Here is a 16,830-nt window from a genome sequence, read left to right as displayed (position 1 = left end):
AGCATTTAATTACTGATAAGTTAACCAGCTATTAAGCTCGACTAGATCTTTTTCGCCTAACTGGCCTACCGCAGCTTTTAAACGAAGCACATTCAATAAATAGTCATACTGAGCATTAAGATAATCCTGTTTTGCAGAAAAAGCATTACGCTGCGCCAATAAAACATCAACCATACTTTTCAAGCCTTCGTTATAACTCGCTTTTGAAGCTTGAGAAACCAAAGAAGATGAATCCATTGCAGCCTTTCTTGCTTCAAGTTTGGCTTGATCTGTGTCTACCTGCATAAACGCACTTTTCACATCGACATTGGCACGGCGAATGGCTGCATCAAGTTGAGCCTGCGCTTTACTGGCTTCTACAGTGGCTTTTTTAATTGATGTTCGGGTCCGTCCACCATTAAATAAATTCCAGTTCATTTCTACACCGACCTGATCAAATTTTCCGTCAGTCGAAATGAGTGTCTCTGGTGTTTGTTTAGTATAGCCATAGCTCGCCACAGCATCTATTTGAGGATAAAGTGCTGCCTTTTCGACACGGCGCTGGTCTTCACTATATTTTTGCTGTAAACGGGCTTGCTGGATCTTTAAGTTTTTTTGCTGTGCCAAAGAAAGCCAGTCATTAAGCTCTGCTGGATAAGGCTTTTGAAAATTAAAATCACTTCGCAGTACAGCGAGTTTATCTTGATAAGAACCGATATATTCAGAAAGCTGCTCTTGGGCTAAAAGTAATTGAACATTGGTTGAAATACGATTGGCTCTAGCATTTTGATATTGAGCATTTGCTTCACTCACATCACTACGTGCCACCAACCCTTCTTTGAGTTTGGCATTCATCATATTGAGCTGTTCAAGCAAAGCCTTTTCTTCTTGTAAGTATGCAACACTCAACGCCTGCTGCCGCAACACATTAAAATAGGCTTCTGCCACATTTAAAACATGATCTTGTTTTTGCAGCCTTAAAGTGATTTCACTAAGTGCAACCGAAGTTTTAACTTGTTTATAACCTTCCCAAGCATCCATTCGAAATAATGGCTGACGTGCAGTGAGAGTCGCTTGTCGAGTCGTTGACGTACTACTTACCAAAGCATCTGACAGGCCTTCTTGATCAACACCCGGAAAGTTTGAACGTTTTACAGTTTGTCGATTACGGGTAATGTTTCCAGACAATGTGACAGTAGGTAATAACGCCCCCGTTGCTAAGCCTAAGTTCAGTTGATCTGCTTCATATTGTTGTTGATTGGCTTGCCACGTTGGGTCATTTTGTTTTGCGCGCTCATAAGCTTCAACCAAATCTAGAGCAAAACTCGAAGATGCAAAACTCCAAAGGCCAACAGCGACCATTAATTTTATTTTCATTGTTCAAATCAACGATAAAACTTGCCTTTAAGACTAAGAAAAATTCAAATCAAACTCAAGCCATTAAAAGTTTTAGTTTTTTAAGCGTTCTTAGTTTTTGACAATATTAAAATACAAATAAAAATCAGTAACATGCCTATCCAACCCAGCCATGAAACATGCTCACCCACCAAAACGATGGCAAAAATCGCAGCCACTAAAGGTTCAAATAAAGTTAAGGTCGTCGCTTTGCTGGCATTTACTGTTTTTAATCCAAAACCGAAAAGTAAATAACCCAAAAACATAGGAATCAGCATCATATAACCAGCCACAAGTAAATTGGTTGAGCTATGCAATAACCCTCCACCTGTAACCAACAAAGTAGGAAGCAAAATAACTGCCCCACCACCCATAATCATGCCCATTGCAGCTTTAGAGGCAACACCCCGATCTATTAATCTTTTTGCGGCCCATGAATAAAGTGAATAAGTTGTAGCTGCGACAAGCCCAAGAAAAATACCGAAGAATTTATTCCATTGATTTGTACTCTCTTGGATCGCATGACTTTCCCCCATCGATAACATACTTACACCAAGCACACCGCACACAAAACTTAGAAACCAGATAGCCGATAAAGCTTTGCGGTCAAAAAATCGCTCTAAAATTGCTGCTATTAATGGAGCGGCACCAATTGAAACAACGGTGCCAATCGTAATGCCCGCATAATGCATTGAGGAATAAAAAGCTAAAGGATAAATACCAACCGCCGCTACCCCTAAAAGCAGTATTGAAAGATTTTCCCTTATAAACTGACGGTTTTCGCGTATTGCTCGTGATGCAACCAAAGCTTGTAAAAGTCCTCCACCGCCCATCGCTACGGCACCAATAGCGAGTGGGCCAAGTGTCGGTGCAAATGCTGCCGCCGTACCTGTTGTTCCCCACAAAACAGAAGCAACCAAAATCGCAATTGTGCCCCCATAGCTACTATTTTTAATGAGGCTAATCATGTAGGCATTCTCTATTTAAAATATCTTCTGCCATTTGTTTTGCTAATAGAAGTTGACGACTGTTTCCTTCTAAGCCTGCTCGTGCCATAGAACCCTCTAAAAGAAAAGAAAGCTGCGTGGCCACATAGTTAACGCGCTGTGAGTCTGGTATTAATTTTTTTAAATGCTCAGCAACAATACCTTCCACTTCTTCTTTATGCTGCCTTACAGAACTACGCCCTGCACTATTCGCTGGAAACTCTGCGGCAGCATTCAATAACCCACAGCCTCGAAACCCTTTTTCGTAGGCAAATTCTGCATGGTCCTGATAGGCATCAAACACAGCCAAAATGGCTTCTTTAGCTGTGTTTGTTTTTGCTAAACGCTTTTGATAGAGATCGAGCCACTCTTGATGGCGTGCAGCAATATAGGCATCAACAAGATCGCCTTTTGAAGAAAAATTATTATAAAGCGACATCTTAGCGACATCGGCTTTAGCCGTAACTGAATTGATTCCTGTTGCAGTAATGCCATCGTTATAAAACAAGGTTGCTGCTGCATCGAGAATTTTCTGTCTTGCTGTTTTATCATTCATAGCTTTAATTTAAGTAGACCGACCTACCTAATAATAAAGATTTCTAACAATGATGCAATCTTTTTCCGAGTTATAATTTGAGCAATATTCACTTTGATAAAAAAACAATGATGAAAAAAGTTCTAATGATGAGTATGTGCAGCGCACTACTTTTAGCTGGATGTAATAAAACATCAGAGCAAGATCAGGCTGTATCTAAAGAGCAAAAACCAACTGAACAAAAGGCTACTCAAAAACAAGACAGCAGTTGCTTACAAATTATGGCTGCCACGCAGAAAATCAACCAAAACAGCAAAATAGAAGATTTAAATCAAATTAATGAAAAGCTTAAAAGCTGTGTTCCCTCTTTAAAAAATGATGAGCAGCTTAAGCTTATTGATGCTTCAACTGCGATGTATCAACGTTTTCTTAAACAAGACTACACTGAAAAAACAGGGAGAGCTTTTGAAGCATTTGGCTATGCCGTTTTAGAACAGAAACAAGACCTTAAAAAGGTCATCCAAACCCAGAAAAAACTCTTCGACCAACTTAGCCCGCGTGATCAATATTTACTTCAACATGAAGGCCAAGCCTACATTGAACTTCTCTATCAAGGTGAGGGTATGTTTACCTATCGACGTCAGCCAAACTATTTAGTTGAGGTTTTTTCTACGTCCTTACCAGCAGACCAAAAAGAGTTCTTAACTCGTATGGCCAAAGATAATCAGGATATTTTCTATAACGATGGTGCGTTGGCCGTTTCATGGAAAGAACTTACTGAACGAGCACTTTTTTGGGAAAAATTTATTCAGAAATATCCAAAAAGCCACTTTATTAGTGATGCAAAACGACTATTTAATGAATATCGCTATTTTATTTTCTTTGGTTTAGATAACACGCCAGTATCAGATGAATATGCACCGAATACGTGGTTTGATAAAGATGCTCTTCAACAAATTCAGTTTTTGTCTACACAAAATCAGTCGAGTTTAGCGAAATCCGCTCAACTGTTTCTTAAGTTTATTGCCACTCCTGTAGAGGAGCGTAATAAGCAATTTAAAATAGATTTAACTGATAAAAATGGTGATAAAAAATCAAATTATCAGATTACTCATGAACAGCTTGAGCAGCTATTAAAATTTGATTCACCATGGAACACGGAAGTCTATCGTGACTGCCATATGGATGCAGTTTGTATAGATACAAATTGACAATGCCAGCCAACCTAAAACATGTTAGTCTGTAAATCGCTTGACGGAGCGCGAGTAATAGCTCGCTGAGATTGTGTAAATTCTGTGTTATCGCGACACAAGTTTGATCACAAGTACCGTTGAACCTGATCAGGTTAAGACCTGCGTAGGAATCAAGCCATCTAAAAACTTAAAGCCTTAAATTTATCTAATAAAGATAAATCCGCCATCGTTTTTGGTCGTGCTTGATTCGTTGATGTTATTCATAAGGATCATGTGATGAACCAGTTAACGAATCTCTCTTCTGCTGAAATTTCAGCACAACATGAACAAGATGCAAAAGATTTAACCCGCATCTTACCCGCTTCTAAAAAAGTTTATATTGAGGGTTCTCGCCCTGACATTCAGGTTCCAATGCGAGAAATTTCTTTAACCGACACCCCTACTGGTCTTGGCGGTGAACATAACCCTCCTGTTATGGTATATGACACTTCAGGTGTTTATACCGACCCAAATGTTCAAATTGATTTAGACAAAGGTTTACCTTCAGTTCGCCAAAACTGGATTGAAGAGCGTAACGATACTGACGTACTTTCTGGTTTAACTTCAAAGTTTGGTCAAGAACGTTTAAAAGACATTCGTACCGCTGATATTCGTTTTGCGCACATTCAAAATCCACGCCGTGCCAAAGCAGGCAAAAATGTCACTCAAATGCACTATGCCAAGCAAGGTATTATCACACCTGAAATGGAATATATTGCAATTCGTGAAAATCAACGCCAGCGTGAAGGTGTTGATATGCGTCAACATGCTGGACAAAATTTCGGTGCAAAAAACTTAAAAGAAATTACACCTGAATTTGTTCGCCAAGAAGTTGCTGAAGGTCGTGCGATCATTCCTGCAAACATTAATCACCCAGAACTTGAACCAATGATTATTGGTCGTAACTTCTTGGTTAAAATTAATGCCAATATTGGTAACTCAGCGCTTGGCTCTTCAATTGATGAAGAAGTTGCAAAAATGACTTGGGCAACCCGTTGGGGTGCCGACACCATTATGGACTTGTCGACAGGTAAAAATATCCATGAAACACGTGAATGGATTATTCGTAACTCACCTGTTCCAATCGGTACTGTACCTATTTATCAAGCGCTTGAAAAAGTTGATGGTGTTGCAGAAGATCTGACTTGGGAAATCTTCAAAGACACACTAATTGAACAAGCCGAGCAAGGTGTTGACTACTTCACAATTCACGCAGGTGTATTACTTCGCTATGTACCACTTACAGCAAACCGTTTAACAGGTATTGTATCTCGTGGTGGTTCAATCATGGCGCAGTGGTGTCTAGCACATCATGAAGAAAACTTCTTATACACACATTTCGATGAAATCTGTGAAATCATGAAGGCTTATGACGTTTCATTTAGCTTAGGTGATGGCTTACGTCCGGGCTGTATTCAAGATGCAAATGACGAAGCACAGTTCAGCGAACTTAAAACCCTAGGTGAGCTGACTCACCGTGCATGGGAACATGATGTTCAAGTCATGATTGAAGGCCCTGGTCATGTACCAATGCACATGATTAAAGAAAACATGGACCTTCAGTTAGAAGTGTGTAAAGAAGCACCATTCTATACGCTTGGACCATTAACAACAGATATCGCTCCGGGTTATGACCACATTACTTCTGCAATTGGTGCAGCCATGATTGGTTGGTACGGCACAGCGATGCTTTGTTATGTGACACCAAAAGAACACTTAGGTTTACCAAACAAAAAAGATGTTAAAGACGGAATTATTACCTACAAGCTTGCAGCACATGCTGCCGATCTTGCGAAAGGGCATCCGGGTGCTCAAGTTCGCGATAATGCCTTATCAAAAGCTCGTTTTGAATTCCGTTGGGATGATCAGTTCAACCTAAGTCTAGACCCTGATACAGCACGTAGTATGCACGATGAAACCTTACCAAAAGAGGCTCATAAATCTGCACACTTCTGCTCAATGTGTGGTCCAAAATTCTGTTCAATGAAAATCACTCAGAATGTACGCGACTATGCCAACAACCTCACCAATAACGATTCAGAGGTTGAAGAAGGCCTCAAAGCGATGAAAGAGGTTTATCAGGAGCAAGGTCAAAAACTGTATCATAAAGTGTAAATATTCAAAAAAAACACTTGCCTAGCCCTGATTCTCGGTTAGGATGAAATAAATAGATTTCGTCCTGACCGAATCATGAGTATTGTTGAACGTCCAAGTTATACATCTAAAGATGTCGAAGTAACATCACGTGAATCTCTATTCCGTGGTTTTATTCAAGTTGAAAAAGTCAGCCTTCGACATCGTCTATTTAATCAATCTGAATATACTCATGTATTGCAGCGTGAACTCGTTCATCGGCCTGAAGCAGCTGGCGTACTACTCTACAACGATCAAAAACAACAGTTTGCTCTGATTGAACAGTTCCGTGTTGGGGCTTTAGATGATGCTCAATCACCGTGGCAGTTAGAAATAATTGCAGGCGTGCTAGATGGTGATGAATCACCAGAAAGTTGTATTCGACGAGAGAGCCTTGAAGAATCAGGTTGCGAAGTTCAAGATTTAGAGCATCTATTTAGCTTTTACCCGTCAGCTGGTGCTTGCTCAGAGTTATTTCATCTCTATGTTGCCGAAACTGAATTACCCGCTGAGGGGGGTGTTTTTGGCGTAGATGATGAGGGGGAAAATATTCAACTGCACTTATTTAATTATAGTGAAATCCAGACTCTACTCGACAGCGGGCGTTTAAGAAATGCTCCTGTCATTATGGCATTACAATGGCTGGCCCAACACAGCAAAACGATAATAAACCCGAAGAGGTAGGACGGTGACTTTTCAAGTCTCAACACTTTCACAAAAAGACCATGTCATTATACAAATTACCGATACCCACCTATTGGAGTATCCGCATTTAGAATTTGTGGGTATGAATCCTGAAGAAAGCTTTCATGCAATTATTCAACAGATACTTAATAAACATCCTGAAATTGATGCAATTATCCATACTGGGGACCTAGCTCAGGCACCAACGCCTATTACCTACAAACGTTATATTCAATATATGCAAACGCTTGGTCTGCCCTTTTTTCAGACCTTAGGTAATCATGACAATGTTGACCATTTTCCATTGCATAAAGAGAATCATCAGGAACCTGTGGTCATTTGCTTAGGGAACTGGCGGATTATTCTATTAAATAGTGCGGTAAAAGGTCATATTGATGGACATCTATCAGCAGAACAGCTAGAGAACTTAACGGCTTTACTTGAAGAGTATGCAGATAACCCGATTTTGCTGGCTTGTCATCACCACCCTTTTGCCATGAAGTCAAAATGGATTGATCATCACAAGTTACAAAATTCTAATGCTTTGCTTACAGCATTAACGCCGTTTAAAAATGTAAAAGCTTTGGTCTGCGGGCATGTTCATCAAGACTCAATCAACATTTGGCAAGGGGTCGAATTTTTCTCTACACCTTCGACAAGTGTTCAGTTTAAACCCTTTAGTAATGATTTTGCACTCGATCAAAATGCTCCCGGCTACCGTTACATTCGTCTAAAAAACGATGGTAGTTTTGAAACAGAAGTCTTCCGTCTTGAAAATTTTCAAGGCCATATAAACACTGATATTTCAGGCTATTAGCCCTATTTCTTATATGCTTATATATAATTATGACTGGGGCAAACACGTTTTGAAAATATTTACGGGGCGGAATGACTATCATCTTGCAGGAAAAATCTATATGATGACGACCCGATGGGAAAATCCCATCGATGGTTTTCTATAAAAACACTTGCATATCACCATATTTTTTGCGTATAGATAATACGTGTATGATGAGGAATGCCCTATTATGGCGAATGACAACCACAACCAAGTTTTGGATGAACATACAGAAGTTGTAGTGGAAGGTGACAAAGCTTCTGCAAAACGTGCACGTAAAGTGAAACCTAAAACTTCTGACATAGGCACAACTGCAAGTTTATTTGGTATTGCACCTTATCAACCTAAGAAAAATGAAGAGTACATGTCTGAAGGACAGCTCGAGCATTTCCGACAAATTCTGCAAGCATGGAAAGCTGAATTAATGTCTGAAGTTGATCGTACTTTAAATACGATGCAAGACGAATCAACTGCACTGCCAGATGTAAACGACCGTGCGACCCAAGAAGAAGAATTTGCAATTGAATTACGTACACGTGACCGTGAACGTAAGTTAATTCGTAAAATCGAACAATCTATGGAAGCTATTAAGAATGAAGACTACGGTTTCTGTGAAACTTGTGGTATTGAAATCGGCTTACGTCGTTTAGAAGCACGTCCAACTGCAACGTTATGTATTGACTGCAAAACTTTGGCAGAAATTAAAGAGAAGCAAAATAACGGTTAATATGACCGCTGTAGCTACTCAAGAAAAGCCTAGCTTTTCATACTCAGGTCGGTTTGCGCCATCGCCAACCGGCCCTTTGCATTTTGGATCACTCATTACTGCTGTTGCCAGCTATTGCGATGCAAAAGCCCATCAAGGCAAATGGCTCGTTCGTGTCGAAGATACAGATATTCCTCGTATTTATCCCGGCAGCGAAGAGCATATTCTCACATCACTTGAAGCCTTCCAGTTCGAACCCGATACAGACATCATCTTTCAAAAAAATCGTTTAGACATTTATGAAAGCGTATTAGACCAACTCAAAAAAGAAGGTCTTATCTATGCATGTCAATGTACCCGCAAAATGCTTGGTTCAAATGCAATCTATGCAGGTACTTGCCGCGATCTCAATCTTGATTTTCAAGGTCAAGCGATTCGGGTAAAAGTTCAAGATCAGCAGATCTGTTTTGATGATCGATTGCAAGGACGTCATTGCTCCAATCTACAATATGATCTTGGAGATTTTGTTCTTAAGCGCCGTGATGGAATTATTAACTATCAACTTGCGGTCGTCGTGGATGATTATCTACAAGGTATTACCCATGTCGTTCGAGGCGCAGACTTATTAGATAACACTGAACGTCAGATCTGGCTAGGTCAGCTTCTGGGTTATCCTAAATTGAGCTATATGCATCTTCCCCTTGCAATGAATGAACAAGGGCAAAAGCTCTCTAAACAAAATCTAGCCCAAGCACTCGATTTATCAAAAGCTCCTGAATTACTTCAAAAAGCAATACGCGCCTTGGGACAACCCAACGTTGATTTAGATCAACCTAGATTGATGCTCAAACAGGCTGTAGCACAATGGAATGTTGATTTGATTCCTCATGGACAAGAGCTCAGCGGCACATATCTATAAATAATAAAAAAGCCCGATATCAAATCAGGCTTTTTAAACTTCTAAATACTCAATTAGAAGTTTGACTCTTCTCGTTCTGGGTTGACTTCTTGTGTTGATGCATCAATCTTTAAGATTAAGCTAATCATCGCCGCACACATCATTAAAGACGTACCACCATAACTAATGAATGGCAAAGTCAAACCCTTCGTCGGCATTAAACCCATATTCATGCCCGCATTTACCAAAATCTGAAGCAAGAAAATAATGCTAATACCGTAAGCTAAATAGCCTGCACGAAGGTAATGATGTTTCAAAGCACGGTGACCAATTTTGATACAACATGCCAGCATCAAGAAAGACAAGCCAATAACAATAGAAATACCCACGAAACCAAACTCTTCACCTAGCACTGCCAACATAAAGTCAGTATGTGCTTCAGGTAAATAAGATAGTTTTTGTACACTGTGGCCTAAACCTGTACCAAACCATTCACCACGACCAAAAGCCATTAGTGCATTTGATAACTGATAACCTACACCTAATGGATCTGCCCATGGGTCAGTAAACGAGATCAAACGCTGGAAACGGTATGGTTCAAATAAGATCAAAAATACGATACCCGTGACAATCGCGCCAAGCATGATTAAGAACTGAGTTGGCGGCGCACCCGCTAAAAAGAACACCCCAACCATCATCATGACAATAACGACAGTTGCTCCCAAGTCAGGCTCAGCAATAATTAAACCAACCGTGATTGCCATAACCCCACTTAAACGCAATAAGCCTTTCCAATGAGTACGAACCTCTTTGGCACGGCGTACAACGTAGTCTGCGGTAAAGATCGCCATCATGACTTTGGCAACCTCGGTTGGCTGCAAGGTAAAGCCACCGATCTTAATCCAACGTGTAGAACCGTTGACTTCCGAACCCACTACCAAAGCAGCAAGCAACAGAACCATGGTTAATAACCACAGCGGGAAGGTATTTTTAAACCACGTATTTAGTGATATTCGATAGGTCAAATAAGCCACCACACCCGCAGCGACAATCGAAATACCATGACGAATCACATAGTGAAACGGGTTTTCATGCATATATTCAGCATAGGGCATCGAAGCAGATGCAACCATCACGGAACCGATACACAATAATGCAACGACACAGAAAATCAGGACATTACGTGGCGTCACTTCCGCTGGCCATTTAGGCAATATCCGTTCATACCAATGATTGATTTTCTGGATTGTGGTCTGAGCTAAGCCTGCCATACTACATTCCTAATCATGTTTTCTTTAAACCAACGAATTGACGCAGGCAACAAACTGCTGACCACGGTCATTATAACTTTTAAACATATCAAAACTTGCACATGCTGGTGATAACAACACCACATCTTCGGCCTGAGTTTCACGTTGAGACAGCTCTACAGCTTCTTTAAGCGTTGCTGCATGTAAAATTTTGGTTGCACCTTGAATTGCTTGTTCAATAACCGGAGCATCCTCACCAATCAATATCACGACTTTGGCATATTTTTCGATAGAAGAACGTAATGGTCCAAAATCCTGACCTTTACCTTGCCCGCCTAAAATCAAGGCAACTTTACCTTTTTTAACCTCAATGGCAGCGCCTAAACCATCAATCGCTGCAAGCGTAGCACCAACGTTGGTGCCTTTAGAGTCATTGTAATAACGTACATCATGCACAGTCTTTACATATTCACAGCGATGCTCTAAGCCTTTAAATTGTTTTAAGGTTTCAAGCATGGATTCCATAGGCAGGCCTATTGCCTCACCTAATGCGAGACAAGCCAAAGCATTTGCTACGTTATGCATGCCTTGAATATATAAATCTGAGCTTTTAATTAAACGCTGTAAACCACGCGCAAGCCAAAGCGTGCCATCGCCATCTCTTAAAACACCATATTGATTTAAATCTGGCGCATTTAAACCAAAGCTTTGCATTGGCGTGGTATCTGGAACAAGAGGACGACTTAAAGCATCATCACGGTTAAATACTACTTTTTTAACGCCTTGGAAAATACGGTGTTTTGCTTGATGGTAACCCAACATATTGCCGTGACGATCTAAGTGGTCTTCACTCATATTGAGAACCACAGCAACTTCAGCATTTAAGTGAGACGTGGTTTCTAGCTGAAAACTTGATAGCTCAAGTACAATTAACTCAGGTTGATCTTTTAATAAATCTAGAGCTGGGCGTCCAAGATTGCCACCTACAGCAATTTTCTTACCCGCATCTTTAGCCATTAAGCCAATTAAAGTCGTTACTGTACTTTTCGCATTAGAGCCAGTAATAGCCACAATAGGCACATCGGTTGCACGGCGTAATAATTGAATATCCCCTACCACAGAAATACCCTTAGCAATAGCTGCCTGAATTTCCGGTAATTGTGGTGCAAGGCCTGGACTTAAAATAATTTCTTCTGCTTGTAATAATAATTCTTGGTCAAGTTGACCGAAACTAGTTTTAACGCCAGCTGGAATCTGATCATGCCCTGGTGGCGTGGGGCGAGAGTCTGTTACTGCAACTTGGTAGCCTTGTTCATGCAAGAAATTTACAGCAGAAACGCCTGATATTCCCAAGCCTGCTACAACTTTTAATCCACCACGTTGTATTAACATTTTTGCCCCACAATTTATCAATCGACAGAATGGCAAAAATGTTAGCACTTTGCTGTTTTGAATGCTTTTTCAGTTTGAACTTTATTCATCTTTTTTTGTGTCAGTGCGTAAAAAAGCCATCAATATGATGGCTTTTTAAACGAAACAAGAAATACTGAATCTACTGCCATTTAATCGGCTTAATTTCTTGAACTGTATTCGTAGGTTTATCTTCGCTTGAACAACCACAACCGCCAGCACAACCAAAGGTCATTTTCGGTTTAAGCCACTTTGCCAAAGTTGCCCAACCCTGCTTTTCGCAAAATGCAGAGAGTGAAGAAAAGACTGAATTTGCTGTTTTTGGAAATACTTTCTTAAAAACAACTACAGCACTCCAAATCACTAAAACCGCAATAATCAGATATTGAACCATATACAACCTCCTTTATTGCCTTAACCCCAATAGTGGGAAGCAATTTGATAGGTAACAAACGATGCAAAATAAGCTAAACCAAACAGATATGCAGTCATAGCTGCAACATGTTTCCATGAACCTGTTTCACGGCGTACCGTTGCCAATGTTGCCAAACAATGTGGAGCATAAATGAACCACACTAAAAGCGATAAACCTGTTGCCAAAGACCAACCTGTTCCATCTGCACTAATCAGATGTGACAAACCTTGTGCCACAGCATCATCATCTGTTGCAGACAAGGCATAAACTGTACCTAATGCCGCGACTACCACTTCACGAGCTGCCATAGCTGGAATTAAAGCAATACAGATTTGCCAGTTAAAACCAATTGGAGCAAATAAAGGTTGTATAAGATGCCCAAGCATACCTGCAAAACTATAATCTATGGCAGGTAATATCGCCCCTTCTGGTGGCTGCGGAAAAGTACACAAGAACCAAAGCAAAATAGAGAGCGCAAAAATGATTCCACCGACGCGTTTCAAGAAGATCTTTGCCCGATCCAATAAACCGATTCCCACACTTTTTAAATCAGGGAAACGATAACTTGGCAGCTCTAGCAGTAAAGCATGCTGTGATTTATCTTTTTGCAAAAACTTCATTAAAAATGAAACACAAAGAGCACTCACAATACCAGCCATATACAGACCGAAAAGCACTAAACCTTGTAAGTTGAAAATACCCCAGACCATTTTCTCTGGAATAAAGGCAGCAATCAGCAAAGCATATACAGGCAAGCGTGCCGAACAGGTCATTAAAGGTGCAACCATAATGGTCGTAAAACGATCACGAGGGTCACTAATACTACGCGTTGCCATAATTCCCGGTACTGCACAAGCAAAGCTCGAAAGTAAAGGAATGAAAGCACGACCACTTAAGCCAGCTTGGAACATTAATTTATCAAGCAAGAATGCTGCACGCGGTAAATAGCCCGATTCTTCTAATACCAAAATGAAGAAGAACAAGATCAAAATTTGTGGCAAGAACACAACTACGCCACCTGCACCCGCAATAATTCCGTCGACAACCAGACTATGCAGTAGTGGCTGCGTAATCACACTTCCTATTACTTCACCCAGCCAGCCGAAGAAGCCTTCAATACCATCCATGAATGGAGCGGCCCATGCAAAAACTGCTTGGAACACAATAAACATCATGATGGCAAGGCTAAGTAAGCCTAAAACTGGATGTAAGAAAATCCGATCTAGAAAATCAGTCCGCTTATCACCCTGATCAACATAATGAACAACATCTTTAAAAATCATATCGATTTTCTGATGATGAGTCCCAGTTAAACCACTCAGTTCGGTTTGTGGCACACTGTATTTTTCTTGATCAAGAGCGTGTAATAAATTTTCAATCCCCGCATTTCGAACAGCAACTGTTTCAACAACGGGTACGCCCAAACGCTGAGATAACTTTTGAGTATTAATTTGGATACCACGACGACGCGCTTCATCCATCATATTCAGTACAAGTAAAATCGGACGACCTAGCTCGATCATTTCGAGCACTAGCCCTAAATGCAATTTTAAGTTAGTTGCATCAACCACACATAAAAAGGCATCTTGCTGCCCCTCTTCTGCAATTTTACCCAAGCAAACATCACGGGTAATCACTTCATCAGGACTAGTTGCATTAAGACTATATGTACCCGGTAAATCGAGTACACGCACAGCTCGACCTGAAGGCAACTGAAAATGACCAACCTTACGCTCGACCGTTACGCCCGCATAGTTTGCAACTTTTTGTCGAGTTCCAGTTAAATGGTTAAAAAGAGAGGTTTTACCACAGTTAGGGTTTCCCACAAGGGCAATACGTAACGCATCACTCATGCGGGTACTCCTTCTTCTACTTGAATTTCAATTTTTTCCGCTTCTGCTTTACGTAAAGCGAAACGAGTAAAGCCTATTTGGATCAAGATCGGATCACCACCAAAAACACCTTTGGTAATCACTTCCACTCGTGTGCCCGGTACAAAGCCCAGACTTTCCAAACGAATTGCGACCAAATCTTGCTGCTCGGACTCTAGTTCTATCCGATTCACTTTGGTGATGGTCGCCGCTTGCTTCACTTTTAAAGCTGATAAACGCACCGCATCCGATCCTAAACCTTTTTTAATAGTATACATATAAATGAGAATAATTACCAAATAAGGTTAAATTTCACTTCTTATTCAGTTTAATCGACAAACCTTAAAGTTTCTTTTAAAGTACAGAGGTTTAGAGGATGTAGTGTATGTTGAATAAAAAACCGCGTATTCCAAGCCCTGTTCAAATTCCTGAACATTTGAGCTTTTTACAAGGTTTTCGTGACTATCTCGTTGCTCAGACGGTAAGTCCACATACACGTAATGCTTATTTATCCGACCTTATTCAATGCAGCGAACTTCATAAAAAATCAGCTCTTCCAGAGTGGACAAGTGATGATATCGCTGATGTTTTGATTGAGTTGACTAAAGTTGGAAAAAGCCCGCGCTCGATTGCCCGCTGCTTATCTGCCCTACGCCAGTTTTACAAATTTTTACGTGAACAGAAATTACGAAGCGATAATCCTGTAGCAACCCATCATTCTCCAAAAATTGGCAGAGCCTTACCCAAAGATTTATCAGAGGAAGATGTCGAAGCACTGATTCAGGCTCCTGATATTGATACGGCACTGGGATTACGTGATCGGGCAATGTTTGAAGTTCTTTACGCATGTGGTTTACGTGTTTCAGAACTGCTGAACTTACGCCTAGAACTTATTAACTTAAAACAAGGCTATTTAAGAATTACTGGTAAAGGTAATAAAGAGCGTTTGGTCCCGCTAGGGCAATTTGCTTGTGAATGGGTGGAACGCTACTTGCAGGATGCTCGGCCTCAACTCTATAAAAGCTCTACTGACTATCTCTTTTTAACTCAACACGGCGGAATTATGAGCCGTCAGAACTTCTGGTATGCCATTAAGCGTTACGCCTTACAAGCCAATATTCAAGCTGAACTCTCACCTCACACCTTACGTCACGCCTTTGCAACCCACCTTCTCAATCACGGCGCCGATTTACGCGTAGTACAAATGTTATTGGGTCATAGTGACTTATCAACTACTCAAATTTACACACATGTAGCACAAGTGAGAATGCAACAATTGCATGAAAAACATCATCCTAGAGGTTAAAAAATTTAAAACTTATTATTTTAAATACACCCAACAATCAATTGATTTCGTTCACAAAGGTTAAGAAAGTTTTAACAATACACACTAGATTTTTTGTTATGCTTAGCAGCTTCTGACTATAAATACTGATGAAATAAGGGTTATCTATGTCTTTTACCCGATCTCAACTTTTTCTTGCCTGTGCGTTGGCCTCTAGCCTGTTATTCAGTGCTTGTTCTAAAGAAAACAAACCACAAAAAGAAGATGCGCTCACTGCGACCGCACCTGCTACTGGGGAAGCTTCAACCATCATTGAACGCAATGAGAAACAGCGTTTAATTGAAACTTTGCAAAAACAATTTAAGAATGCAAACATCAACGCCAAAATTCTAGATATCAAGCCTACTGAAGTGCCTAACTTATATTGGGTAAATCTCGAAGGAATGACGTCGATTTATACAACCAGTGATGGCAAATACCTGATTCAAGGTGATGTCATTCGTTTAGGCGGTAAAGAACTGCATAATATTGGCGATAATCTTCAAGCTTCAGAAAACAAGAAGCATCTTGCTGCTTTAAAAAATGAAGATTTGATTGTCTACCCAGCTAAAGGTGGTAAGGCTAAACATGTGATTTATGTGTTTACCGATGCAAGCTGTCCTTATTGCCATAAATTACATGAGCATTTACCTGAAATTAATGAAAAAGGTATTGAGGTACGTTATATCGCTTGGCCACGCGGTGAACAGTTTATGCCGACTATGGAGGCTGTATGGTGTAGTGCAGACCGTAAAGCTGCGTTTAATCAAGCAGTACAAGGTATTAATATCCCACCTGCTCAATGTAAAAACCCTGTGCGTGAACAATATCAGCTTGGCTTAAACATGGGTGTAAATGGAACACCAGCTATTTACAATGTTGATGGCGAGTACTTAGGTGGATACCTAACACCGGATGAATTAATTAAACGTCTGGATAAATAACATCCTTTAAGCTGGTGAATGATTAATCATCTATCTCTTTTAAAAAGCGCTGCTCTGATTGCAGCGCTTTGTTTTTTCAATAATTAATATTTAAACAACCTCTGTTTAAAGACTGATCTACTCTTCTTTTCCAAACATCGCACTCTAATTCATTGAACAAGCACTAAAAGCGCTAGAGTCTGGCGTTTTTTTTAGCTATGATCTAGCTTCAACTAAATGATTAAATGATG

At 40.3% G+C, this 16,830-nt stretch carries 16 protein-coding genes and 1 riboswitch; of the genes, 8 read left to right on the top strand and 8 right to left on the bottom strand.

The window, feature by feature from the left end; translation table 11 throughout:
- Positions 1–9 precede the first annotated feature (9 nt).
- The 3 genes from MKL51_RS18690 to MKL51_RS18675 form a co-directional block, all read right to left on the bottom strand.
- A complete protein-coding gene (locus MKL51_RS18690; protein ID WP_025464141.1) occupies positions 10–1,341 on the bottom strand; it encodes a TolC family outer membrane protein in 1,332 nt (443 codons plus the stop codon).
- Positions 1,342–1,436: 95 nt separating this feature from the next.
- A complete protein-coding gene (locus MKL51_RS18680; protein ID WP_032006831.1) occupies positions 1,437–2,342 on the bottom strand; it encodes a DMT family transporter in 906 nt (301 codons plus the stop codon).
- Positions 2,335–2,916: a TetR/AcrR family transcriptional regulator gene (locus MKL51_RS18675; RefSeq protein ID WP_005804086.1), complete on the bottom strand. Its 582-nt coding sequence runs from the start codon at positions 2,914–2,916 to the stop codon at positions 2,335–2,337. The genes MKL51_RS18680 and MKL51_RS18675 overlap by 8 nt, the downstream gene beginning before the upstream one ends.
- 107 nt (positions 2,917–3,023) lie before the next feature.
- Between MKL51_RS18675 and MKL51_RS18670 the strand changes: the two genes are divergently transcribed.
- The 6 genes from MKL51_RS18670 (at position 3,024) to gluQRS (ending at position 9,407) form a co-directional block, all read left to right on the top strand.
- Entirely contained in the window at positions 3,024–4,106 is a 1,083-nt protein-coding gene (locus MKL51_RS18670) for a hypothetical protein (protein WP_205626286.1), read from the top strand.
- 34 nt (positions 4,107–4,140) lie between these two features.
- Positions 4,141–4,275: riboswitch (TPP riboswitch) on the top strand.
- 89 nt (positions 4,276–4,364) lie between these two features.
- Positions 4,365–6,242, top strand: coding sequence for a phosphomethylpyrimidine synthase ThiC (thiC, locus tag MKL51_RS18665; protein WP_002121180.1), 1,878 nt, complete (start codon positions 4,365–4,367; stop codon positions 6,240–6,242).
- Between the two features lie 75 nt (positions 6,243–6,317).
- A complete protein-coding gene (locus tag MKL51_RS18660) occupies positions 6,318–6,944 on the top strand; it encodes an NUDIX domain-containing protein (RefSeq protein ID WP_032006835.1) in 627 nt (208 codons plus the stop codon).
- Between the two features lie 4 nt (positions 6,945–6,948).
- The gene (gene cpdA / locus MKL51_RS18655; RefSeq protein WP_032006837.1) at positions 6,949–7,761 is read left to right on the top strand and encodes a 3',5'-cyclic-AMP phosphodiesterase; all 813 of its coding nucleotides are present in this window, start codon (positions 6,949–6,951) and stop codon (positions 7,759–7,761) included.
- A gap of 211 nt (positions 7,762–7,972) precedes the next feature.
- A complete protein-coding gene (gene dksA, locus MKL51_RS18650; protein WP_002121205.1) occupies positions 7,973–8,509 on the top strand; it encodes an RNA polymerase-binding protein DksA in 537 nt (178 codons plus the stop codon).
- 1 nt (position 8,510) lies between these two features.
- On the top strand, positions 8,511–9,407 hold the full coding sequence (gluQRS, locus tag MKL51_RS18645) for a tRNA glutamyl-Q(34) synthetase GluQRS (protein WP_032006838.1): 897 nt from the start codon (positions 8,511–8,513) through the stop codon (positions 9,405–9,407).
- Between the two features lie 53 nt (positions 9,408–9,460).
- Here gluQRS and ftsW read toward each other — a convergent pair whose 3' ends face one another.
- The 5 genes from ftsW to MKL51_RS18620 form a co-directional block, all read right to left on the bottom strand.
- Positions 9,461–10,657 carry a putative lipid II flippase FtsW gene (ftsW, locus tag MKL51_RS18640; protein WP_005079447.1) on the bottom strand — a complete coding sequence of 399 codons (1,197 nt, stop codon included), beginning with the start codon at positions 10,655–10,657 and terminating at the stop codon, positions 9,461–9,463.
- Positions 10,658–10,681: 24 nt separating this feature from the next.
- Complete coding sequence (gene murD, locus MKL51_RS18635; RefSeq protein WP_032006840.1) at positions 10,682–12,028, bottom strand: UDP-N-acetylmuramoyl-L-alanine--D-glutamate ligase; 1,347 nt, start codon at positions 12,026–12,028, stop codon at positions 10,682–10,684.
- Positions 12,029–12,188: 160 nt separating this feature from the next.
- Positions 12,189–12,440 (bottom strand): DUF6587 family protein, encoded by a 252-nt coding sequence (locus MKL51_RS18630; protein WP_032006841.1) that lies wholly within the window; start codon positions 12,438–12,440, stop codon positions 12,189–12,191.
- Between the two features lie 20 nt (positions 12,441–12,460).
- Positions 12,461–14,314 carry a ferrous iron transporter B gene (gene feoB / locus MKL51_RS18625; RefSeq protein WP_032006842.1) on the bottom strand — a complete coding sequence of 618 codons (1,854 nt, stop codon included), beginning with the start codon at positions 14,312–14,314 and terminating at the stop codon, positions 12,461–12,463.
- Positions 14,311–14,574: a FeoA family protein gene (locus MKL51_RS18620; protein WP_081032098.1), complete on the bottom strand. Its 264-nt coding sequence runs from the start codon at positions 14,572–14,574 to the stop codon at positions 14,311–14,313. Before MKL51_RS18620 ends, feoB begins: the two co-directional genes overlap by 4 nt.
- Positions 14,575–14,717: 143 nt before the next feature.
- Between MKL51_RS18620 and xerD the strand changes: the two genes are divergently transcribed.
- Together xerD and MKL51_RS18610 are read left to right on the top strand one after the other, a co-directional pair.
- Positions 14,718–15,638 carry a site-specific tyrosine recombinase XerD gene (gene xerD / locus MKL51_RS18615; protein ID WP_032006845.1) on the top strand — a complete coding sequence of 307 codons (921 nt, stop codon included), beginning with the start codon at positions 14,718–14,720 and terminating at the stop codon, positions 15,636–15,638.
- A gap of 146 nt (positions 15,639–15,784) precedes the next feature.
- Positions 15,785–16,600 (top strand): DsbC family protein, encoded by an 816-nt coding sequence (locus MKL51_RS18610; RefSeq protein ID WP_032006847.1) that lies wholly within the window; start codon positions 15,785–15,787, stop codon positions 16,598–16,600.
- Positions 16,601–16,830: the final 230 nt, after the last annotated feature.

It is taken from the genome of Acinetobacter sp. AOR18_HL (assembly GCF_027855145.1).
Classification (GTDB): domain Bacteria; phylum Pseudomonadota; class Gammaproteobacteria; order Pseudomonadales; family Moraxellaceae; genus Acinetobacter; species Acinetobacter pittii.
Note: the sequence above shows the minus strand (reverse complement) of the source record. Positions and strands in the feature narration are given on the sequence as shown.